The 21,645-nt window shown below is 43.2% G+C and carries 18 protein-coding genes and 1 tRNA gene; 12 read left to right on the forward strand and 7 right to left on the reverse strand.

Annotated elements, in window-relative coordinates; genetic code table 11:
• The first annotated feature begins 22 nt into the window (after positions 1–22).
• From devC to ACQY1X_RS02240, 4 genes are all read left to right on the forward strand, one after another.
• Positions 23–1,186, forward strand: a complete 1,164-nt coding sequence (gene devC, locus ACQY1X_RS02225) for an ABC transporter permease DevC (RefSeq protein WP_016517167.1) — start codon at positions 23–25, stop codon at positions 1,184–1,186.
• A gap of 20 nt (positions 1,187–1,206) precedes the next feature.
• Positions 1,207–1,914 carry a DevA family ABC transporter ATP-binding protein gene (locus ACQY1X_RS02230; protein ID WP_430015328.1) on the forward strand — a complete coding sequence of 236 codons (708 nt, stop codon included), beginning with the start codon at positions 1,207–1,209 and terminating at the stop codon, positions 1,912–1,914.
• 61 nt (positions 1,915–1,975) lie between these two features.
• A tRNA-Ser gene (locus ACQY1X_RS02235) sits at positions 1,976–2,067 on the forward strand.
• Positions 2,068–2,086: 19 nt separating this feature from the next.
• The gene (locus ACQY1X_RS02240; protein WP_430015329.1) at positions 2,087–2,893 is read left to right on the forward strand and encodes a radical SAM protein; all 807 of its coding nucleotides are present in this window, start codon (positions 2,087–2,089) and stop codon (positions 2,891–2,893) included.
• On the opposite strand, the gene mrdA is transcribed toward ACQY1X_RS02240, so the two are convergent.
• Both mrdA and ACQY1X_RS02250 read right to left on the reverse strand, forming a co-directional pair.
• On the reverse strand, positions 2,890–4,764 hold the full coding sequence (gene mrdA / locus ACQY1X_RS02245; protein WP_409945031.1) for a penicillin-binding protein 2: 1,875 nt from the start codon (positions 4,762–4,764) through the stop codon (positions 2,890–2,892). The genes ACQY1X_RS02240 and mrdA overlap by 4 nt on opposite strands.
• 597 nt (positions 4,765–5,361) lie before the next feature.
• Positions 5,362–6,471 carry an S-(hydroxymethyl)glutathione dehydrogenase/class III alcohol dehydrogenase gene (locus tag ACQY1X_RS02250; RefSeq protein ID WP_104398183.1) on the reverse strand — a complete coding sequence of 370 codons (1,110 nt, stop codon included), beginning with the start codon at positions 6,469–6,471 and terminating at the stop codon, positions 5,362–5,364.
• Positions 6,472–6,554: 83 nt separating this feature from the next.
• On the opposite strand from ACQY1X_RS02250, the gene ACQY1X_RS02255 reads away from it, so the two are divergent.
• Positions 6,555–10,331, forward strand: coding sequence for a tetratricopeptide repeat protein (locus ACQY1X_RS02255; protein ID WP_430015330.1), 3,777 nt, complete (start codon positions 6,555–6,557; stop codon positions 10,329–10,331).
• 229 nt (positions 10,332–10,560) lie between these two features.
• Here the strand turns inward: ACQY1X_RS02255 and ACQY1X_RS02260 are convergent, their stop codons facing one another.
• Together ACQY1X_RS02260 and ACQY1X_RS02265 are read right to left on the reverse strand one after the other, a co-directional pair.
• On the reverse strand, positions 10,561–10,911 hold the full coding sequence (locus ACQY1X_RS02260; RefSeq protein ID WP_106908415.1) for a hypothetical protein: 351 nt from the start codon (positions 10,909–10,911) through the stop codon (positions 10,561–10,563).
• Positions 10,912–11,220 (reverse strand): hypothetical protein, encoded by a 309-nt coding sequence (locus ACQY1X_RS02265; RefSeq protein WP_430015331.1) that lies wholly within the window; start codon positions 11,218–11,220, stop codon positions 10,912–10,914.
• 312 nt (positions 11,221–11,532) lie between these two features.
• Here ACQY1X_RS02265 and ACQY1X_RS02270 point away from each other — a divergent pair, with 312 nt between their 5' ends.
• Positions 11,533–12,030 carry a DUF29 domain-containing protein gene (locus ACQY1X_RS02270; RefSeq protein ID WP_002798842.1) on the forward strand — a complete coding sequence of 166 codons (498 nt, stop codon included), beginning with the start codon at positions 11,533–11,535 and terminating at the stop codon, positions 12,028–12,030.
• 235 nt (positions 12,031–12,265) lie between these two features.
• Here ACQY1X_RS02270 and ACQY1X_RS02275 read toward each other — a convergent pair whose 3' ends face one another.
• The 3 genes from ACQY1X_RS02275 to ACQY1X_RS02285 form a co-directional block, all read right to left on the reverse strand.
• Positions 12,266–12,679 (reverse strand): toll/interleukin-1 receptor domain-containing protein, encoded by a 414-nt coding sequence (locus tag ACQY1X_RS02275; RefSeq protein ID WP_430015332.1) that lies wholly within the window; start codon positions 12,677–12,679, stop codon positions 12,266–12,268.
• Positions 12,680–12,735: 56 nt separating this feature from the next.
• Positions 12,736–13,179: a toll/interleukin-1 receptor domain-containing protein gene (locus ACQY1X_RS02280; protein WP_002735722.1), complete on the reverse strand. Its 444-nt coding sequence runs from the start codon at positions 13,177–13,179 to the stop codon at positions 12,736–12,738.
• A gap of 105 nt (positions 13,180–13,284) precedes the next feature.
• Positions 13,285–13,593 (reverse strand): hypothetical protein, encoded by a 309-nt coding sequence (locus ACQY1X_RS02285; RefSeq protein ID WP_430013885.1) that lies wholly within the window; start codon positions 13,591–13,593, stop codon positions 13,285–13,287.
• Between the two features lie 321 nt (positions 13,594–13,914).
• Here ACQY1X_RS02285 and ACQY1X_RS02290 point away from each other — a divergent pair, with 321 nt between their 5' ends.
• From ACQY1X_RS02290 to ACQY1X_RS02315, 6 genes are all read left to right on the forward strand, one after another.
• Positions 13,915–14,265, forward strand: a complete 351-nt coding sequence (locus ACQY1X_RS02290) for a DUF433 domain-containing protein (RefSeq protein ID WP_190720862.1) — start codon at positions 13,915–13,917, stop codon at positions 14,263–14,265.
• On the forward strand, positions 14,243–14,605 hold the full coding sequence (locus ACQY1X_RS02295; RefSeq protein WP_002793699.1) for a DUF5615 family PIN-like protein: 363 nt from the start codon (positions 14,243–14,245) through the stop codon (positions 14,603–14,605). Before ACQY1X_RS02290 ends, ACQY1X_RS02295 begins: the two co-directional genes overlap by 23 nt.
• Positions 14,606–14,841: 236 nt before the next feature.
• Positions 14,842–15,462: a type I restriction endonuclease gene (locus ACQY1X_RS02300; protein ID WP_430015333.1), complete on the forward strand. Its 621-nt coding sequence runs from the start codon at positions 14,842–14,844 to the stop codon at positions 15,460–15,462.
• Between the two features lie 204 nt (positions 15,463–15,666).
• Positions 15,667–16,833, forward strand: coding sequence for a SpoIID/LytB domain-containing protein (locus tag ACQY1X_RS02305; RefSeq protein ID WP_430015334.1), 1,167 nt, complete (start codon positions 15,667–15,669; stop codon positions 16,831–16,833).
• Between the two features lie 138 nt (positions 16,834–16,971).
• Complete coding sequence (metH, locus tag ACQY1X_RS02310) at positions 16,972–20,535, forward strand: methionine synthase (RefSeq protein ID WP_430015335.1); 3,564 nt, start codon at positions 16,972–16,974, stop codon at positions 20,533–20,535.
• A gap of 506 nt (positions 20,536–21,041) precedes the next feature.
• Positions 21,042–21,644: a J domain-containing protein gene (locus ACQY1X_RS02315; protein WP_069473808.1), complete on the forward strand. Its 603-nt coding sequence runs from the start codon at positions 21,042–21,044 to the stop codon at positions 21,642–21,644.
• Position 21,645: the final 1 nt, after the last annotated feature.

The following is a 21,645-nucleotide window of genomic DNA, read 5'->3' on the forward strand; positions in this document are numbered from 1 at the left end:
ACCCTTAATATTGAGCCAGTATATGCCCAAGAAACTGTTCCGTAAAACTCCCTTAGCATGGCATCAGCTAATGAAGAAAAAAATTCGTCTTTTCGTCGCAATAGCAGGAATTGCCTTTGCTGATATTCTGATGTTTTTCCAACTAGGAATGTTAGATGCTTTGTTTGATGGATCCGCAAAATCTTATCAACTTTTACAAGGGGATCTAGTCTTAGTTAACTCTCAGTTTCAAACCCTATACATAGTTAAACAATTTCCCAGAGAGCGATTATTTCAAACCCTCGCCTATGAACAAGTTGAATCAGTGTTGCCTATCTATATGGGTTTTGCTCAATGGCGTAATCCTCAAACTGAGATTAATCGTACTATTTTAGTTTGGGGCATTGATCCAGTTAACCCACCTTTATCCTTAGTAGAACTTGAGGAAAATCAAACAAAATTAAAACTACTTAATCGGGTATTATTTGACCAAAGTTCTCGACCAGAATACGGACCAATTACTGATTTATTCAAACAGCAAGAAAATCTAGAAATCCAAGTTAATGATAAAACTGTAGAGGTAGTTGGTTTATTTAATATAGGAGCTTCCTTTGTAACTGACGGGAATGTCATTACCAGTGATTCAACTTTTCTTAACCTTTTTCCTGATAATAAACCTGAGCAAATATCTATGGGTCTTATTAAATTAAAACCGGGAGTAAATGTTCAAGAAATTCAAGCAAAAATTACAGCAAATTTACCCAAAGATGTAAAACTACTTACTCCATCTCAATTGGCACAAAATGAAATTCATTATTGGAGCACTCAAGGAATCGGCTTCATTTTTAGTTTAGGGGTGATAGTAGGATTTATTGTTGGTATTGTGATTGTTTATCAAATTCTTTATTCTGATGTGTCAGATCATCTACCAGAATACGCTACTATGAAAGCTATGGGTTACAGCGATCGCTACTTACTTGGTGTCTTAATGCAAGCTGCCTTATTATTAGCTATTTTGGGTTATATCTCCGGCTTTTTCCTGTCTTTAGGACTCTATCAAGTTGGTTCAAGTGCTACTCAATTACCAATTATGATGAAACTTGGACGCGCTGTAATGGTATTAATATTGACAATTACTATGTGTGCTGTTTCTGGAGTGATCGCCATGAATAAACTGCGTTCTGCTGACCCAGCGGATATTTTTTAGTTTCGAGGATAGTTACAACTATGGAAATGCTGCAAATTGAATCTGTAACTTCATTAGAACCTGTTATATCTATCAATTCTCTTAATCACTATTTTGGCGAAGGAAAACTGCGTAAACAGGTATTATTTGATATTACTCTTAATATTAATCTAGGAGAAATTGTCATCTTAACAGGTCCTTCCGGCTCCGGCAAAACTACCTTACTAACTCTGATGGGGGGGTTACGTTCCGCTCAAGAAGGGAGTCTCAAAATTTTGGGACAACAAATATATGGAGCAAGCAAAAACCAATTAACCCAGCTTCGTAAACAACTTGGCTATATTTTTCAAGCACATAATTTAATGAGTTTTCTGACTGCTAAACAAAATGTTCGCTTATCTCTGGAACTTCATGAAGAATTTCTTCATGAAGATTTAGACGCCAAAGCACAAGCGATCTTAGAAACAGTTGGCTTAGGAAACCGAGTCGATTATTACCCAGAAAATTTGTCTGGGGGACAGAAACAACGAGTGGCGATCGCTCGCGCCCTCGTCAGTCATCCCAAATTAGTCCTCGCTGATGAACCGACCGCAGCCTTAGATAGACAATCCGGGCGCAATGTGGTGGAAATCATGCAGAAATTGGCAAAAGAACAAGGTTGCACGATTTTACTTGTCACCCACGATAACCGGATTTTCGACATCGCCGATCGCATTGTCAATATGGAGGATGGTCGTTTAGGCGATTAACTGCCCAAAAATTACTTGCCAAAAATCGGCCTTTTATGTTAGACTAAAATAATGTCATCTTGGAGAGGTGGCAGAGTGGTCGAATGCGGCAGATTGCTAATCTGTTGTACGAATCGTAAGACCGTACCGAGGGTTCGAATCCCTCCCTCTCCGTCTTCTTTCGGTATTTTCGATGACTGCTCGCCAAGATTATTTCTGCTCCGTATATGGTCCGGTTGCCTCTTGGCGTTTCGGCAGTTCCTTGGGCATCGATCCGATTGGTTTAGTTTCTACCTGTTCCTTTAACTGTGCTTACTGTCAGTTAGGAGAAATTGAGCAAAAAACCGAGCAACGAAGAATTTTTATCACCAGCGAACAAATTAGCAGGGATTTAAGTGCTTTTGCCCCCTGGGACGTGGATATAGTCACTCTCAGTGGTAGCGGGGAACCCACCCTCGCCCTCAATTTAGGGGAAATACTGGCCACCGTCAAGGAAATGACCAGGCGGCCGGTGGCGGTCTTAACCAATAGTACCCTCTTGGGAGATGCCCGAGTGCGTCAAGACTTGAGCAAAGCTGATATCGTCGCCGCTAAAATCGATGCTGTTTCCGAGGCCCAATGGCGACGGGTTAACCGTCCGGTCTCCGGTCTGGATTGGCAGGAGCTTTGGTGGGGATTAAGACAATTGCGCCAAGAATGGTCGGGAAAACTAGCAATTCAAACCATGCTACTGGCCTCTTGGTCGCCCCAAGATCAAGACCGATACATCGATTTGATGCAACAGCTACAACCGGATGAAATTCAACTTAACACCCCGACCCGTCCCCGGGCAAGACAAAGACAATTAGAAACTCGCGGTAATAATCCCCTCAGCGCAGGCGACGGAATGCAAATTCTCAAACCCGTAAACGCTGAAATATTGGCGATTTGGGCGCAAAAAATCGCAAAGTCCACGGGAATTACCGTGCGCTGTGTGCCGCTTACCGCCACAGGTCTCTAGGGCTTCGGCCGGGGTTTTTCTTCTTTGGGTTTGACATTAAAATAAGCCTCCATTACCTGACGTACCATAGGTGCGGCCACTTTACCACCACCACCGCCGGAATGTTCCGCAAAGGCGACCACGACAATTTCGGGCTTGTCGAAGGGTGCAAAAGCTCCAAACCAAGCGTGGGACTTGCCTGGAGGTGCTTCTGCTGTGCCGCTTTTGCCCGCTACAGGCGGTAAAGCGGGGTCTGATAGGGCCCGCCCCGTTCCTTCCGCTACCACGGCTCTCAGGGACTTTCTCAGGGTGTCTAGGGTGCTAGGTTTCATGTTCAAAGACTTGCGCCATTCCTTAACATCCCGGGCATCCTGTAAAAGGTGCGGTTTCACCAAAAAACCGCCGTTAGCGGGGACAGCAAACATCACAGCTACCTGTAGGGGAGTCGCTAGGGTAAATCCTTGACCGATCGACATATTAATCGTATCCCCTACCGACCAATCCCAGTTTTTAAAATTACGCAGTTTCCAATCGCGATCGGCAATTAACCCCGGAGTTTCTTCCGCTAATTCTATCCCAGTTTTCTGACCGAAACCGTAGCGCCGAGCCGTGGCAATTAAAGTCGGTCCCCCCACCCCGCGACCAATTTGACCGTGAAAAGTGTTACTACTCATGGCCATGGCCCGGACAAAACCGATCGGACCAAAACCGGCGTGATTCCATTCTCCGAAAGCTGTCCCCCCCACATAAAGGGCAGCAAAGGTATTTAAGACCGTATTTGGCGGAAATTTACCCGATTCCATGCCAGCAGTGGCAGTGACGACTTTAAAGGTGGAAGCGGGGGGGAATCCTTGCAGAGCGCGGTTAACAAACGGGTTGCCCTCCGCTTGTAGTTTTTTCCAAGTGGCGGTGGTAATTGGGGCCGAGAAAACATTAGGATCAAAACTAGGATAACTGACCATGGCCCGCACGGAACCATCCCGGGGATCGATCGCCACGATCGCACCTTTGCGTTTTCCTAAAGCGGCCTCGGCGGCTTTTTGGAGTTTTAAATCTAGTGTCAGGGTGACATCTTGCCCCGGTTTAGCAATTTTTTGGCCGAGAATTTGGATTACTTGTCCCGATCCGTTGACCTCTAACTGCATTCCTCCCCATTCTCCCCGCAATTTTGACTCGTAGGCGGCTTCTACACCCATTTTACCGACGACATCTCCCAATCGGTAGCCCTGTCGTCTTTTGGCTTGATATTCCTCCGGGGTTAGTTCCCCAGTATAACCGAGAATATGCGCCCCGATTTTACCATTGGGATAGTAGCGCACTGATTCCACGTCCACTTCAATGCCGGTTAATTCGTCCTTGTATTCCTCTAGGGCGATAATTTGGGCCGGAGTTAAACCCCTAGCGATGCGGATCAGGGTGGAGGGGTTTTCGTCCGCTTCGTTAATGCGTTTTTCTAGGTCGCTTCTGGGAATGCCTAAAATACTGGCTAAACGGTCAAGATTGAGTTTTTGAGCGGGATTACGCTGGGATTTGGGCCAAATATAGGCCGCATGGGTTAAACGGGCCGTGGCCAAAACTTTGCCATTGCGATCGAATAAGTTGCCCCGGACTGGAGGTTTGGGAAGAATGCGAATCCGATTATTTTCTGCCCTTTCTCGGTTAATTTGTCCTTGCTGCAGTTGTAAATAGGCCAAGCGCGAGCCAACTCCTCCTAGCAGGACAAGGCTAATTAATCCCATAATTAGCCATGACTGACGCTGACGACCGACTAGACGCTCTTTATCTTTGATTTTATTCTGTAATTTATTCGGTGCTGGCCGCGTCGGCGAGGTGAGCGTTTTTTTCCGTTTCAGTTTGACTTTGGTTTTTGATAGGAGTCCGCTATTACGCATTTGCTTAAAGTTAAAAATTTAAAAGTTATTAGTCATCAGTTAGGGACTTGCGTGGGAATAATATCCCAGCCAGAAAATCGCTCTGTAGAAGAATTAGACCGGCCAGATGGCACATTATCAAAGCGCAAGTCCCTAACATCTCGAAGGCTCTCGCCCTACTTAGGGTGATCAGCAAACCTGATCGATCGGAGGGCGCAAGCTTTGCGCCCCTACAGTAACGGATTTTGTCCACAATGTAGGGGCGAACTGCGTTCGCCCAAAAGGTACATTATCAAAGCGCAAGTCCCTTATCAGATTTGAGTTCTAAGTGAGTAGTTTTAAATAGCACTTTCCTGATGTCTTCTCACTGGTCACTGGTTACTGAAAAAGACGCAATACTAGGTGATTTAGCTCCTCTCTTTACTAAAGTTCAGGGTATCTGCAATATATCTTAACAAAATCGGAGTAAATACTGGGAGTGGAAGGAACCACTCCAGACACAGAGGACACAAAGATTGATCGCTTCTATAGTAAGTTAAAGAGAGTCAGGAAACTGGCGCATACATATAGTTAAAAGTTTGTCAAGTGTTTCTTAACTATATCTAACATTATCCCTGTTCAAAATGTAATCACACTGCGGATAGAATCCCCTTGGCGCATCAGGTCAAAAGCCTCGTTAATCCTTGCCAGAGGTAGAACATGGGTGATTAAATCATCAATGTTAATCTTGCCGTCCATGTACCAATCGACTATTTTTGGTACATCTGTACGACCTCTCGCTCCACCAAAAGCCGTACCTTTCCAGACCCGTCCGGTGACTAATTGAAAAGGACGGGTACTAATTTCTTGGCCGGCCCCGGCTACACCGATAATAGTGGCAACACCCCAACCTTTATGGCAACATTCCAAAGCTTGACGCATAATCTGGACATTGCCGATACACTCAAAACTATAATCGGCCCCACCTTTAGTTAAATCCACCAGATAAGCCACTAAATCCCCCTCGATTTCTTGGGGATTAACAAAATGAGTCATCCCGAATTTGGTCGCTAAAGCTTGTTTCTGGGGATTGATATCGACCCCGACAATCATATCGGCCCCCACCAAACGGGCCCCTTGAATAACATTTAAACCGATACCTCCCAGACCAAAAACCACCACTTTTGCCCCCGGTTCCACTTTAGCGGTATTAATCACCGCACCGATACCTGTAGTGACTCCGCAGCCGATATAACAGACTTTTTCAAAGGGAGCATCGGGGCGAATCTTGGCTAGGGAAATCTCCGGCAGCACGGTATAGTTAGCAAAAGTCGAGGTTCCCATGTAGTGATAAAGAGGCTGACCATCGAGGGAAAAACGACTGGTTCCATCCGGCATTACTCCCCGACCTTGGGTAAGACGAATCGCTTGACAGAGATTGGTTTTAAAGCTGAGACAGTATTCGCACTGACGACATTCGGGAATGTATAGGGGAATAACATGATCCCCCACTTTTAGGCTAGTGACACCTTTTCCCACTTCTACCACGATTCCGGCCCCTTCATGGCCTAAAATTGAGGGAAATAAGCCTTCGGGATCGGCCCCAGAGAGAGTATAGGCATCGGTGTGACAAACTCCCGTGGCTTTGATTTCTACTAACACTTCCCCCGCTTGCGGTGCGGCTAATTTTACCGTTTCAATAGTTAGGGGTTTTCCCGCTTCTAGGGCAACTGCCGCTCGAACATCCATAGGCTCAAAGCAATAGGTTTTTTCCAGTATAATACCGTTAAACTGCTGAAGAGTTGTAATAGAACAATTCTCAACTTATCTCTATGTTAGTCCTCACCATCCGCGAAGAAGGAATTAACGATGGTGGCTTTACTGCTACTCTCAATTTTGATAGCGGTAACAGCTACCCAATTACGGTTACTGACCCCTTTACTAACCAAGAAGAAAAAGACCTAGAATGGTACTTTGAGGAATGGTTAGTATTTCCGACGCTAGAGACGGATAAGGCGCAAAAAGCCGCCAACAGTGTCCAAAACTATGGCGAAAACCTATTTAAACAGGTTTTCCAGAGTAATTTAAATGCTTATGGGGAATATCGAGACTTGCGAAAGCAGTTAAGTCAACTGCAAATTATCATCGAAAGTCAGTCGCCAGAATTTCAAGCTTTACATTGGGAAGCGCTGAAAGATCCTGATTTACCGCGTCCCTTTTCTATAGATTGTATCATCTCCCGCCAGCGTCGAGGGGCTACAGTTGTCCCGGTGCAAATGGCCACTTATCCTACTATCAATCTTCTGGTGGTGATTGCGCGTCCTAATGAGGAATCTGATGTTAACTATCGCACGATTTCCCGTCCTTTGGTAGAACTGGTAAATAGTAGTGAAATACCGGTAAAAATTGATATATTGCGTCCCGGAACTTATGAATCACTAACCAGACATCTGGATGAGAAGGGAGAAGGATACTATCATGTTATTCATTTCGATGTTCATGGCGGATTAATGGAATATGAACAGTACCAAAGACAGGTTCACGGGGATTCTTGGCGCTATCAAAGGGGATGGGGACTGGAGGATTTAGCAGAATATGAGGGAGTAAAAGCTTTTCTGTTTCTGGAAGGAGAAGAAAAAGGTCAAGCGACTCCGGTAGAAGCGACGGAATTAGCGAATTTACTCACTGGGAAAAATATCCCTATTTGTATTCTCAATGCTTGTCAGTCAGCAAAGCAAATTTCCCAGGAATCAGAAGACTATCGGGAAACCAGTTTAGGAAGTCGTTTGATGACTGCGGGAATGCAAGCAGTGGTGGCGATGGGATATTCGGTGACGGTTTCTGCAGCTAAGTTGATGATGAAACCAATTTATCAGCAATTATTGAACGGAAAAGACCTAACGGAAGCGATGCGAAAAGGACGGTTAGAGTTATTCAATAATAAGCAACGCCGCGCCTATTATAATACGATAATAGATTTAGAAGATTGGTTATTACCGGTGATTTATTGTCGCGGTAAAATTAATCTCAATTTGCGTCCATTTACTCCAGAAGAGGAGGAAAAATACTGGGAACATATCGGCAATCAATATGTCTTTCCCTTACCAGAATACGGCTTTGTCGGCAGGGATTTAGAAATTCTCAAGATGGAAAAGGCGCTGCTGAAACATAATATCCTTTTACTCAAAGGAATGGGAGGGACAGGAAAAACTACCTTACTCAATTATCTACGAGAATGGTGGCAGAAAACCAACTGGGCGACCCATATTTTCTATTTTGGTTATGATAGAAAAGCTTGGACATTAGAACAGATTGTCCATGAAATCGGTCAGGGAATTTATAATCGCTTTGAACAGGCGAGTTTCCAAGCGATGAACCTGAAAGCGCGGGTAAGGAAACTAGAACAAAAACTCCGCAGTGAGGCGTATATTCTCATTTTAGATAATCTGGAGTCGGTGACGGGACAACCGTTAGCAATTCAGAATACTTTACCGGAGAATGAGAGGGAAGAAATCGCCGAATTTCTCAAGAATTTGGTCGGGGGAAAGACGAAGGTGATTTTGGGTTCTCGCAGTGAGGAAAGTTGGCTGCAACGCAGGACTTTTAAGGAGAATATCTATCCCTTACAAGGATTAGACCAAGAGTCGAGAACTGAATTAGCGGAGAGAATCTTAGAACGTCAGGCGAAGAGTCGGAAAAATGCGATTAAAAAGGATGATTATTTTAAACGTTTGATGAAATTGTTGGCGGGATATCCGTTGGCGATGGAAGTGGTATTAGCGAATCTGAAGCGACAGTCACCGGAGGAGATTTGGCAAGGGTTACAGTTGGCGGAGTTGGTTAATGTGGGGGATGAGGATAAGACTAATAATATCATCAAATGTGTGGAATATTCCCACAGTAATTTGTCGGAGGAGGCGCAGAAGTTGTTACTCTGTTTAGCGCCTTTTAGTGGGTTTATTGATCGATCTGATATTCCTAATTATAGCCAACAACTACAGCAATTAGAACCTTTACAAGGCTATCAGTTTGACCAATTTGATGCAGCGATAGAAGAAGCAATTCATTGGGGTTTGCTTTCGCCGATGAGTGAAGAAATGCCGAGTTTATTGACTATCCAGCCCATTTTTCCCTACTTCCTGAAGACGAAGTTAAAGGAATTAGCACCAGAGACACAAGCAGCAATTTGGGAGGGTTTTAAGAATCATTACCGAGACTTGGCAGGTTATTATGAGAACTTACTAGATTCCAAAAATCCGCAAGAGAAGCAGTTAGGGATATTGTTCTGTCGCTGGGAGTATGAAAATCTGTTTAATGCGTTGCAGATTTGTTTGGAAAAGCAGGAAGATATTGGGATCTTCTTCTGCTTAAATAATTATTTTGATGTTACCAATGATGTTAGTAGCAAACTAAAACTATGCGAGAGTGTTTGTCAAGCTTGTCAAACTTATCCTGAACAGATTAAAACTGGGATAATCGGTGGTAATATTGTCGGGGCTTTGGGCAATCTCGCCCTCGCCTATCAAGAGACAAAAAACTATGAACAGGCGAAACAGACTAATCTAAAAGTTATTGAATTAACTCAAAATCTCCAAGGGGTGGACGAGCAACAAAAAGCCTATTCATTGGGAAATGCCTATCACAATTTGGGAATGGTAGCGCAAGAATTGAGGGAATGGGAGCAAGCCCGAAGCTACTACCAGCAAGCTCTTGAGATCAAGATTGAATATGGCGCTGCCGGAGGCACGCAAAGCGCCCGCTACGAGCAAGCCAGAACCCTGCACCAGTTGGGATATTTAGCGCAAGAATTGAGGGAATGGGAGCAAGCCCGAAGCTACTACCAGCAAGCTCTTGAGATCAAGATTGAATATGGGGATCGCTTCTCCCAAGCCATCACCCTGCACCAGTTGGGATATTTAGCGCAAGAATTGAGGGAATGGGAGCAAGCCCGAAGCTACTACCTGCAAGCTATTGAGATCTACATTGAATATGGCGCCCGCTACGGGCAAGCCAACCCCCTGCACAATTTGGGAAACGTAGCGCAAGAATTGAGGGAATGGGAGCAAGCCCGAAGCTACTACCAGCAAGCTCTTGAGATCAAGATTGAATATGGGGATCGCTACTCCCAAGCCAGCACCCTTGGACAATTGGGAATAGTAGCGCAAGAATTGAGGGAATGGGAGCAAGCCCGAAGCTACTACCAGCAAGCTCTTGAGATCTCCATTGAATATGGCGATCGCTTCTCCCAAGCCAGAACCCTGCACAATTTGGGAGTGGTAGCGCAAGAATTGAGGGAATGGGAGCAAGCCCGAAGCTACTTCCAGCAAGCTATTGAGATCAAGATTGAATATGGGGATCGCTACTCCCAAGCCAGCACCCTGCACAATTTGGGAAGGGTAGCGGAAGAAGTTGGGGAATTGAGCCAAGCCAAAAGTTATTACCTGCAAGCCTTACAAATTTGGGCAGAATTTAACGATGGTTACAGGGTACAAACCTTTTCTTTGCCTAGTCTTGTTGCTCTTTATCGGCAAACGCAAGATGAGGAGATTGTTGTCGGTATTGCTTCTGTTTTGGGGGTTGGGGTTGAGGAGGTGCGGGGTTTGGTCTAACTCCCCCCTAATACTAAATCTGGCTTTAAAAAGAGAGGGTGATGGGGTGATGGGGGGGTGATGGGGTGATGATCCTCCCTCACTCCCTCACGAACCTGGCTTGTTGTTGCGCTTCAGCGCTAACTATTTCGGGCTTGCTGAAAAAGTAAGGGCGAAGCATTCGGATAGGAAATCTACGGTTTCAGCGATAGGTTATCGCCCGAATGCTTCGCCCCTACAATGTTGTGATCTACGGATGAGGTGTAATAGCGAGAATGGTGATTTCCCCCGAATGAGGTCCATAGCACCAGAAAATTCGATAGGCTCCCGGTGTATTCTGTTGGGCGTAGGCTTCAAAAACCTTCTGTGTTGCATCATAAGGGTTATCGAGGGAATTAAATTCGTGGGTTTTTAGTCCCGGATGTCTTGGGTTTGTACTGAGGAGCTTGAGGGCTTTTGTTACCTGTTTGTAGAGACCCTCTTGTTTCGATGCTTTTGTCCTACCTTGAGCTAGGCGAGTCTTTTGAGCCTGTTCCGCTTCTGCTCGCAATTCAGATAGAGTATTTCGAGCTTCCTGTGTCTGTCGTAAAGAAAAACTCACCTACTCCTCGACCTCTTCAGGAATAGATGCAGCAAACTCAAGCATAGCGTCTAAATCGACGGGTTCTTCAGCTAAATTTCCCGTGCTGGCTTCCGCGAGCCCCCGTTTGAGCGACTCGCGGACACTAGGATTCTGAAAAGCCCATAGTTCTCCCTCTGGAATCGCCACCATGGGAACCAAAAGAAGTTCCCCGCTTGCATTCATCAGTATTCGATAGTGACGGTTGCTACATTGAGTCCCAAGGCTAATCCGTCCGCAAGCATCAGCCTGAATATCTTCTTTAATGAGCGAAAAATTCTGATACTCCATCACGTCTCCTCCTCTCTTCATATACTTATTCTAGATAAGTTACCCAATTTGGGCAATGGGGTTATGTCCATTTAGCTTCTCACTATCTAAAGAAAACAGGTTAAACTTGTTCGGGCTGGAGCCTTGACAACAAACCCAGTTTGTTGTTGCACTCTCTTCGCTAAATTCTCTCCCCTTTCCTTGTAGGATAGGGTTCAGGGGAGAGGTCAATAATTAAGAATCCAATGTGATCGCAATATCTGGTAATGATCAAGTATAATAATAAATATGAAGACCAAATTATTCATCTACCGTTAACTTAATGAAAGCCAAATGAACTTATTAAAACAATCGGACATTCAAGAAAATCCCACAACACTTTACGAACAAGATCTTCAGTTGTGGATTGAGCAAACTATTCATCAATTACAGAATCGACAGTTTGAACAACTGGATATAGAAAACTTAATTGAGGAGTTAAAAGATTTGGGTAAGTCAGAGAAACGCGCCTTAGAGAGCAACTTAATGGTCCTGTTGATTCACTTACTCAAATTAAAGATACAGCATGATGCTCCTGAGACAATGAAAGCAAGTTGGTATAATTCAGTAGATGAGCATCGCCAGCGCGTTCAAGATGATTTACTTAAGACTCCCTCTCTTAAATCTTATCTCTTAATCTCCATCACACAAGCCTATTCCAGCGCTCGTAAAGTCGCCATCAAACAGGGTAAACGCGCTCAATTTGGTATTCGTATTCCCCAAGAAAGTGAGTATCCCCTCGCTTGTCCTTTCACACCTGAACAGATTCTAAATGAGGACTTTTACGGGTAAAAACGAAAGTAAACATTATCGATAATAAAACCATGAAACCAGAATAAGTACCTAAGCAAAATTAATTACACATATCTAACCACCTCTTGCCTCTTGCCTATCTTCACTAGGAAATTAATTTTGCACGACTACTTATCAACCATGAAAACAGGTGATATTGTTTTAATGATTAAATTATCATTGAACCCTAACGCACCATCTTCATAAAATTGGTTTGTTACGCTACAAACCACCACTAGATATAGATATAACCCAAGCCAAAGACACGAAGCAAATCTCGGCATCCTTCTTCAAAATTATCATTAAAATTAATAATTTGGAAGCTAGGTAAGACCCAAGAAAGTTTTGTATATTCACAAGGTTGATAGAGAATTGGCAAAATTTTATCTTCAAAACGCTGATCCTGTAAAGTAAAAATTAGTTCTCGCTTTACCCACATAGAATCGACCGCATCAGGAGAGAGAATGATAATAAACCAATCACATCGCCTCAAAGCTTTCCCAATTTCATCATGCCATTGCTGTGCGCCTAAAATATTAGTTTCACTATACCAAACGGGAACTCCATGACGGCGTAATTCATTGGCCAAATGAGAGACAAACTCTCGATTTTTGCTAGAATGGGAAAGAAAAGCTTCTTGGGGAATCATCTCATACCTATAGTTAAAATTAGACAAAGCATAGCTTGGGATGAGACAAGCCAAATCTAAAAGTGGTGTATCTCATGAGTCAGTCCGTCGGAGCTTGTCGTATTTTTAAGTGCCTGTGTAATTTCTTTCAATTCTTGATTGTCTTGTTCAAGATTAGGGACGAAAATCATTGGAAATTTTTTGAGAATCCAAGGAATATGTTCTAGGTTTGAATTATCTGAGGAAGAGACAATAACAGGAATGATACGACCTTGATACTTTTCTTCTCCAATTGCATAACTAATATCAGAAACAACATTAAAAGGCTTCAGTGATTCTGGTGTTAATAAGACTATCATTGCTTCAGATTCTTGTAAGGCTTTACCTATGTTATTAGCCCAGTTTTCCCCGGGTAACATTTCAGCAGCATCCCAAACTTGAAAGCCATCTTCTTTGAGAGAATCAGCAACTCTCTTAGCTAACTTAGCCTCAGTAAAGGCATGACTAATAAAAACTTTCATATTCTTTCTAGCTTCCTCGATATTTAAATTAATTCAACTGATTTATTCATAATCTGCTGACAATTTACTAAGAGTATAGCGTTTTTAGTCGCTAGAGAAACTCATTTACTCCTCGACTTCATCAGGAATAGATTCAGCTAACTTAAGCATAGCGCCTAAATTGACTGTTTCTTCAGCGAAATTTCCTGTGCGGGCTTCTGCGAGTCCCCGTTTGAGCGACTCGCGGACCCTAGTATTCTGAAAAGCCCATAGTTCTCCCCCCAGAATCGCCACCATGGGAACCAAAAGAAGCTCCCCGCTTGCATTCATCAGTATTCGATAGTGACGGTTGCTACATTCAGTCCCAAGGCTAATCCGTCCGCAAGCATCAGCCTGAATATCTTCTTTAATGAGCGAAAAATTCTGATACTCCATCACGTCTCCTCCTCTCTTCATATACTTATTCTAGATAAGTTACCCAATTTGGGCAATAGGGTTATGTCCATTTAGCTTCTCACTATCTAAAGAAAACAGGTTAAACTTGTTCGGGCGAGAGCCTTGACAACAAACCCAGTTTGTAGTCGAAGCTCTCTTCGCTAAATTCTCTCCCCTTTCCTTGTAGGATAGGGTTCAGGGGAGAGGTCAATAATTAAGAACCCAATGTGATCGCACTATTCGGCAACGATCAAGTATAATTAAGATAACAATTTTACTTAAAAAATAAAGTTAAGTTTGAATCTTCAATTAGGGTAACTCATGCAACTCGAAGACTATTTTAATTTTCTTGCTCCTAACGATATTCGGCTAAAAGGAACCCGCGTCGGTATTGAAACCATTTTACACGATTTCATTTACCAAGCCAAAACTCCCGAAGAAATTGCTAATACTTATCCATCTTTAACCCTCGAACAGGTATATGCGACGATTCTTTATTATCTTCATGAAAAAGAAAAAGTGAGCCAATATATCGCCGACTGGCTAGAATGGGGGCGAAAAATGCGAGAAGAACAGCAAAAAAATCCTCCGCCTGTGGTTGAACGACTGAGAAAATTGAAAGCTGAAATAACAGCCAAGCAGAAAGCTAATGACACTGAAATATTTAATTGATGAAAATGTTAATTCGGTGTATCCTCAACAATTGCGTCGCCGAGAACCAGAAATCATTATTCGAGTAGTTGGTGAACCAGATACACCAAAATTAGGTACATTAGATCCAGAAATTTTGATTTGGTGTGAGGTAATGGGTTTTATTTTAGTGACAAATAATCGTGCCTCTATGCCCGTTCATTTAATAGCTCACTTCAGGCAAAATCGTCATGTTCCTGGAATTTTTATTCTCAATCAAGATTTAAGTGTTGGTGATAATTTGTTAGAATTAATTGTAATTGCTAAAGGCTCTTTTGACAATGAATATGAAAACCAAATTATTCATTTACCGTTAACCTGATCAAATTGAAATAATCTTATTAAAATAACTAAGAATCCCAATTCACGATCGCTACGAACCCGGTTTGATGAGGATATTTTCGTTGCTGTGACTGATATTTTGAGGATTGGGATTGAGGAGGTGCGGGGTTTGCTGGAGGGTTAGGATGGGTTTTGGGCGTAGGGATTGTTTGGGCGCAGGGTGCGTGTTTGCGGCTATCAATTCAGTTAACGTAAATCTTAATTAAGGAGGTAAATATGGTTCAAATTTTACAAGCGAAAGAAGTCACTCTTAGAAATTTAATTAATCATTTTCAACTACAGTTTATAGAAGATAAGCATTTTTTTGGGGAATGGCAGCAAGACCTAGAAGCAATCTCTGAACAAGAAAAAGAATTGTTAGATAAAATCAAAACAGGTTATTTAAACTTATTGAATTATCCTCCCTTTTTAGAAACTTCGGTGAGGATGAAGGTTTTAGACCCATTATTATTTATTGGTAACTTTTATCTATTTCCCTTTCACATTAAAGCAGAAGAGTCCGTTGAAATTATTACAGAAGATCAAGATTTAATAATTAAAGGAAGGTTAGATACTTTAATTCTAAAAGAGCAATTATGGGTAATGATTATTGAATCAAAACGGGTTATTTATTCCGTTGAAGTAGGTTTACCGCAATTATTAGCTTATTTAATGGTCAATCCTCATCCCAACCGTCCTAATTATGGAATGTTGACCAATGGTTCCGAGTTTTTATTTGTTAAATTATTATGGGACGGTAAACCTTTATACGGAACCTCTCGTTTATTTGCCATGAGAAATCCGGGGGATTTATATGAAGTTCTCAAAATCCTTAAACATCTCTGTCAACTAATTTGAGTATCAAGATAATCAGTACCTACAAAATCATTACTCTCCTATTTCCCTCTGTTGTATAATTTGCTCTGCAAGGAACAAATCAGTAGGCATAAATAAAAATTATCAGGATTTTTTCGGCTTTTCTTGACTATTTCAGCCTGATTTGTCCTGACAAGCTCAAGAATACGAGAGTTTTTGTCTAGAATTGCCCGGCCTGAGAGGGGAATGGTAAAGTTAGATAAGAAAATTAAAGATGGTGTGATTAAAGTGAAATTTGCTGCTAGTACCTATTTTTCCCTGCTGCGCCATTGTGCCGTTCCTTTGTTGTCGATCGCCACTTTTACGCCAATTCTCTTAACTTATTTAGCCAAGGAAAAACCAGAAACCCCGCAACCCCAGGCAAATCTAGAGACTGCTGCCTCCCCTGCTCCTATTATCCCATCTCCGATCGCCCCCTTAACCGCGCCATCACCGAAACTATCCCCCTCTCCCCAATCTTCTGCGATTCCAAAATCAGCACCCTCTCCTCAGTCTTCCCTCTCAGCGCCGAAAAAAATAGCACCATCGGTTCAAACGTCCCCTAATACTTCCCCTAATACTGCCCCCGCTGCTGCGGCCAAACCGGTAACTAGACAACCCTTAGCGGTTCCCGCTAATTATACGCCGCCGGTCCTAGAAATTCGCGTGGCGATTAAAAGGGATGTGGCCAGTGTTTTGATTGGAGTTAACGGGCCGGCGGTGATCACCGACCGCCAAGGTCGTGGTTTAAAAACGATTGCCACTAACGAGGGTTTACCGGTCATTCCAGGTGCCAATGGCTTAAAAATGGGCGATTTATCGCTGCCAGAGGTGATTTTTGTGCAGCCCACCAGTGCCGATGGTTTAGTTTATGTGGATGATGGTTGGTATCGGGGTAAAGTGCTGCTGGTTGCCCAAGGCGATCGCTTGTTAGTGGTCAATCATGTTAATTTAGAGGCCTATCTCTATAGTGTGGTGGGGAGTGAAATGCACTCCACTGCGCCAATGCACGCTTTAAAGGCACAGGCGATCGCCGCTCGTTCCTATGCCCTAGTACACATGATGCGCCCCGCTAATGCTTGGTTTCATCTGGGCAATACCCAACGCTGGCAGGTATATAAAGGCATTCGCTCGGAGTATCAATCGACTCACCAGGCGGTTAATGCCACTGCTGGGCAGATTCTCAGCTATAAAGGGGGTGTAGTCGAGTCTCTTTATGCTGCCACCGATGAAATTGTCGCTTGGGCCCACGGTGGTCGCGGTATGAGTCAAACTGGGGCTTATAAATTAGCGGAAAAAGGCCTAGATTATCAACAAATTCTCGGTAATTATTATCCCGGAGTTGGTTTAGCCCGTCTAGTGCTACAAAATTAGATTGATTGGCTTTCTCGACTGAAAACTCAAATCTGATCACTGATAACTGATCACTGATAACTGAAATGCCGACCATAGCAGATTTCTAGTAACTGTATTACAATAAACTTTCAAAATGCTATAGCAGTAAATCTCTCTATGAATAGCCCCTTTCTTGACTACCTCAACGGTCCCAAGCATCCCGTCCTCGTCTTTGATGGAGCGATGGGAACTTCCCTACAAAGCCAAAATCTGACGGCCGAGGACTTTGGTGGGGCAGAATACGAAGGTTGTAACGAGTATCTTGTCCATACTAAACCTAGCGCCGTAGCGAAAGTCCACGAAGCCTTTTTAGCCGTGGGTGCGGATGTGATTGAAACCGACACCTTCGGGGGAACCTCGATAGTTTTAGCCGAGTACGATTTAGCCGATCAAGCCTATTATCTCAACAAAAGCGCCGCCGAACTGGCCAAAGCTTGCGCTAATAAATACTCTACCCCCGAAAAACCCCGTTTTGTGGCGGGTTCCATGGGGCCGGGGACAAAACTGCCCACTTTGGGTCATATTGACTTTGATACCCTCAAAAATGCCTATGTGGAACAGGTAGAGGGTCTGTATGATGGCGGGGCAGATTTATTATTAGTAGAAACCTGTCAGGATGTCCTGCAAATTAAAGCGGCTTTAAATGCTATTGAAGAAGTATTTCAGAAAAAAGGTCAACGATTGCCCCTCATGGTTTCGGTGACGATGGAAACCATGGGAACGATGTTAGTAGGAACGGAAATTAACGCCGTTGTCTCTATTTTACAACCCTATAAAATTGATATTTTGGGACTTAACTGCGCCACTGGTCCAGATTTAATGAAACCCCATATTAAATATCTCTCGGAAAATTCCCCTTTTATTGTTTCTTGTATTCCTAACGCTGGTTTACCAGAAAATGTCGGCGGTCAAGCGCATTATCGCCTCACTCCCGTAGAATTAAAAATGGCTTTAATGCACTTTATTGAAGATTTGGGAGTACAAATTATCGGCGGTTGTTGTGGTACTCGTCCCGACCATATTCAAGCTTTAGCGGAACTAAGTCAGGGTTTAACTCCGAAATCTCGTCATTATCATTATGAACCCTCCGCCGCTTCTATCTACAGTACCCAACCCTATATTCAAGATAATTCTTTCCTGATTGTCGGGGAAAAATTAAACGCCAGTGGTTCTAAAAAATGTCGGGAACTGCTCAATGTTGAAGACTGGGATAGTTTAGTATCGATGGCGAAAGCTCAGGTAAAAGAAGGAGCGCATATTCTCGATGTCAACGTCGATTATGTGGGCCGGGATGGGGTGCGCGATATGCACCAATTAGCCTCTCGTTTAGTTAATAATGTCACCCTACCTTTAATGTTAGATTCCACCGAATGGGAAAAAATGGAAGCGGGGTTAAAAGTAGCGGGGGGTAAATGTATCCTCAACTCTACTAACTACGAAGACGGGGAATCGCGTTTTTATCAAGTCTTGGATTTAGCGAAAAAATACGGCGCGGGGGTAGTAATTGGAACCATTGATGAAGAAGGAATGGGACGCACTGCCGAGAAAAAATTCCAGATAGCTAAACGGGCCTATTATGCGGCGATAGAATACGGAATTCCTCCCTACGAAATCTTTTTTGATCCTCTAGCTTTACCGATTTCTACTGGTATCGAAGAAGACCGAGAAAATGGCAAGGCTACTATCGAAGCAATGGGACGAATTCGCCAAGAACTGCCCGAATGTCATATTCTTTTAGGTGTGTCTAATATCTCTTTTGGGTTGAATCCGGCAGCGCGTCAGGTATTAAATTCCGTCTTCCTCAACGAAGCGATGCAGGTGGGGATGGATGGGGCAATCGTCAGCGCCAATAAGATTCTTCCTCTGGCAAAAATTGAACCAGAATATCAGCAAATTTGTCGGGATTTAATCTATGATAATCGTCGTTTTGATGGCGATATATGTGTTTATGATCCCCTGACCAAATTAACCGAATTATTTGCGGGGAAAACTACTAAAAAAGACCCCTCTAGTAATGCTAATTTACCCGTGGAGGAACGCTTAAAACAGCATATTATTGATGGGGAAAGATTGGGACTGGAAGAGGCTTTGAAGCAAGCTTTACAGGACTATCCACCCCTAGATATTATTAATATTTTCCTCCTGGATGGGATGAAGGTAGTGGGTGAGTTATTTGGTTCGGGACAAATGCAGTTACCTTTTGTTCTCCAATCGGCCCAAACTATGAAAGCAGCCGTTGCCTTTTTAGAACCCTTTATGGAGAAAAAAGAGGGGGATAATAATGCCAAAGGGACTTTTATTATCGCAACGGTTAAAGGGGATGTTCACGATATTGGTAAAAACTTAGTTGATATTATCTTGACCAATAACGGCTATAGGGTGATTAATTTGGGCATTAAACAACCCGTAGAAAATATCATCGAAGCCTACAAAGAACATAAGGCCGATTGTATCGCCATGAGCGGTTTATTGGTGAAATCGACGGCTTTTATGAAGGAAAATCTAGAGGTTTTTAATGAAAAAGGAATCACCGTTCCTGTTATCCTTGGCGGGGCAGCTTTAACTCCCAAATTTGTCCATGATGACTGTCAAAAAACCTACAATGGACAGGTTATCTATGGTAAAGATGCCTTCTCTGACCTGCATTTTATGGATAAATTAATGCCCGCTAAAGCTGGCGGTCAATGGGATGATAGTAAAGGCTTTTTAGGTAAGTTTGCCGAGGCAGAAAAAACCCCGGTTGTTGCCGAAGAATTAAAGGTTAATCCCGATACTATTTTTACCGATGGCAGCGTCAACCAAGAATTAGTTATTGATACCCGTCGGTCCGAAGCGGTGGCAGTTGATATTTCCCGACCAACACCGCCCTTCTGGGGTACTAAAATATTAACGGCAGCAGAAATTCCCATCGAGGAGGTTTTCTGGTATTTGGACCTACAAGCTTTATTTGTCGGTCAATGGCAATTCCGCAAACCCAAAAGCCAATCGAAGCCAGAATACGACCAGTTTTTACAGGAAAAAGTTCATCCAATTCTGACAGCATGGAAAGAGAAAATTGTCAAGGAAAATTTACTAAACCCCACATTAATTTATGGTTATTTTCCCTGTCAGTCGTCCGGTAATTCCCTGTTAATTTACGATCCCGAATCGATACAAGCAGGCGAAAAACCCGAAAATCTGCAACCGATCGCCATTTTTGAGTTTCCTCGCCAGAAATCCGGTCGTCGTCTCTGTATTGCTGACTTTTTCGCCCCGCAGGAATCCGGTATTATCGATGTTTTCCCGATGCAAGCGGTGACAGTGGGGGAAATCGCCACAGAATACGCTAAATCTCTCTTTGATGCCAACGAATATACCGAATACCTCTATTATCACGGCATGGCTGTCCAAACCGCCGAAGCCATGGCCGAATGGACCCACACCCGCATCCGTCGCGAGTTAGGTTTCGCAGAGTTCGATCCCGATAATATCCGCGATATACTACAACAGCGTTACCAGGGTTCTCGCTATAGTTTCGGCTATCCCGCTTGTCCCAATATTCAGGACCAATACAAGCAACTAGATCTGTTAGGATGCGATCGCATTGGGATGTATATGGACGAAAGCGAACAATTGTACCCAGAACAATCCACCACCGCCATTATTACCTATCACCCCACCGCTAAATACTTTAGTACCTAATCAGTGATCAGTTAAGTAGCTGGTTATAATTAAATTTAAAATGGATTTTAGGTTCGATCCCCCCTGCCCCCCTTGATAAGGGGGGTTTTGATCCCCCCTGCCCCCCTTGATAAGGGGGGTTTTGATCCCCCCTGCCCCCCTTGATAAGGGGGGTTTTGATCCCCCCTGCCCCCCTTGATAAGGGGGGTTTTGATCCCCCCAGCCCCCCTTGATAAGGGGGGTTTTGATCCCCCCAGCCCCCCTTGATAAGGGGGGTGTCTGACAACTTTTAACGCCTACCTACTTATCAGTAATCAGATTTGAGTTTTCATTGCAATTATCGACTTAGATCTATAATATGCCAGCAATTTTTTTGATTATTAACCACATGACAAAGTGGCCACTGCTGTGGTATTAATTTAGGATAGGAAGTTTTCGGGAGTCAGTCGTCGGTCGTTCATACCAAATTAGCCTACACTTCATCTTGATAGGAAAGGCTAGATTTTTTGCAGCTTCTTAGGGAAATTATGACCACTAATCCTCTTAACTCGCTCATTTTAGAGCAGATTAGTCATATCTGTGAGCAATACTCGATCGAAAGTCGTATTCTCGAAGATTTTGCCGATTTTGTCATCAAAAACCACCGTAAAAAGTCTCCTAAACCATCGTTAACTAAATCAAAAACTACAGCCACCACCACCACAAGCTCAAAAGTTAAACCTTTAACTCTAACGCAACTTAAACAGGCAGTTTATGCCTATTTTGAGGTTAGCAATACCACAGAATTAAAAAAATCGAGTATGTTTCAAATGGCTACTAGAGCCTTTGATAACATCAATTTATCTCAGCGAGAAAGTTGGGAGGTTATCTACAGGAAATATATCGGTATTCTTCCTGAAGAAGATTACGAACAGGGGAAAGATTGTATCAACGGTATCAATATTTTTAAATATTTTCGTCCCTATCGTGTTTTCGATCTTGATCCAAATACTGCCAGCAAGGAAGACATTAAAAATGCCTATTATCGTCTTTCTAAGATCTATCATCCCGATAACCAAGAAACAGGAAACTCTCACATCTTTGATCGTTTGACTGTGATGTATAAATCTATCACCACGGAGATAAAATAAT

It is taken from the genome of Microcystis protocystis FBCC-A270 (assembly GCF_050500235.1).
In the GTDB taxonomy this organism is placed as follows: domain Bacteria; phylum Cyanobacteriota; class Cyanobacteriia; order Cyanobacteriales; family Microcystaceae; genus Microcystis; species Microcystis ichthyoblabe_A.

Excerpts from the sequence above, each read along its gene's own strand:
- ACQY1X_RS02305 (WP_430015334.1), top strand. The coding sequence starts at position 15,667 with ATGGTAAAGTTAGATAAGAAAATTAAAGATGGTGTGATTAAAGTGAAA.
- ACQY1X_RS02285 (WP_430013885.1), bottom strand. The coding sequence starts at position 13,593 with ATGGAGTATCAGAATTTTTCGCTCATTAAAGAAGATATTCAGGCTGAT.
- ACQY1X_RS02280 (WP_002735722.1), bottom strand. The coding sequence starts at position 13,179 with ATGAAAGTTTTTATTAGTCATGCCTTTACTGAGGCTAAGTTAGCTAAG.
- ACQY1X_RS02315 (WP_069473808.1), top strand. The coding sequence starts at position 21,042 with ATGACCACTAATCCTCTTAACTCGCTCATTTTAGAGCAGATTAGTCAT.
- ACQY1X_RS02270 (WP_002798842.1), top strand. The coding sequence starts at position 11,533 with ATGAACTTATTAAAACAATCGGACATTCAAGAAAATCCCACAACACTT.
- ACQY1X_RS02275 (WP_430015332.1), bottom strand. The coding sequence starts at position 12,679 with ATGATTCCCCAAGAAGCTTTTCTTTCCCATTCTAGCAAAAATCGAGAG.
- ACQY1X_RS02265 (WP_430015331.1), bottom strand. The coding sequence starts at position 11,220 with ATGGAGTATCAGAATTTTTCGCTCATTAAAGAAGATATTCAGGCTGAT.
- ACQY1X_RS02250 (WP_104398183.1), bottom strand. The coding sequence starts at position 6,471 with ATGGATGTTCGAGCGGCAGTTGCCCTAGAAGCGGGAAAACCCCTAACT.
- ACQY1X_RS02240 (WP_430015329.1), top strand. The coding sequence starts at position 2,087 with ATGACTGCTCGCCAAGATTATTTCTGCTCCGTATATGGTCCGGTTGCC.
- ACQY1X_RS02300 (WP_430015333.1), top strand. The coding sequence starts at position 14,842 with ATGGTTCAAATTTTACAAGCGAAAGAAGTCACTCTTAGAAATTTAATT.
- ACQY1X_RS02295 (WP_002793699.1), top strand. The coding sequence starts at position 14,243 with ATGACACTGAAATATTTAATTGATGAAAATGTTAATTCGGTGTATCCT.
- metH (WP_430015335.1), top strand. The coding sequence starts at position 16,972 with ATGAATAGCCCCTTTCTTGACTACCTCAACGGTCCCAAGCATCCCGTC.
- ACQY1X_RS02255 (WP_430015330.1), top strand. The coding sequence starts at position 6,555 with ATGTTAGTCCTCACCATCCGCGAAGAAGGAATTAACGATGGTGGCTTT.
- mrdA (WP_409945031.1), bottom strand. The coding sequence starts at position 4,764 with ATGCGTAATAGCGGACTCCTATCAAAAACCAAAGTCAAACTGAAACGG.
- devC (WP_016517167.1), top strand. The coding sequence starts at position 23 with ATGCCCAAGAAACTGTTCCGTAAAACTCCCTTAGCATGGCATCAGCTA.
- ACQY1X_RS02290 (WP_190720862.1), top strand. The coding sequence starts at position 13,915 with ATGCAACTCGAAGACTATTTTAATTTTCTTGCTCCTAACGATATTCGG.
- ACQY1X_RS02230 (WP_430015328.1), top strand. The coding sequence starts at position 1,207 with ATGGAAATGCTGCAAATTGAATCTGTAACTTCATTAGAACCTGTTATA.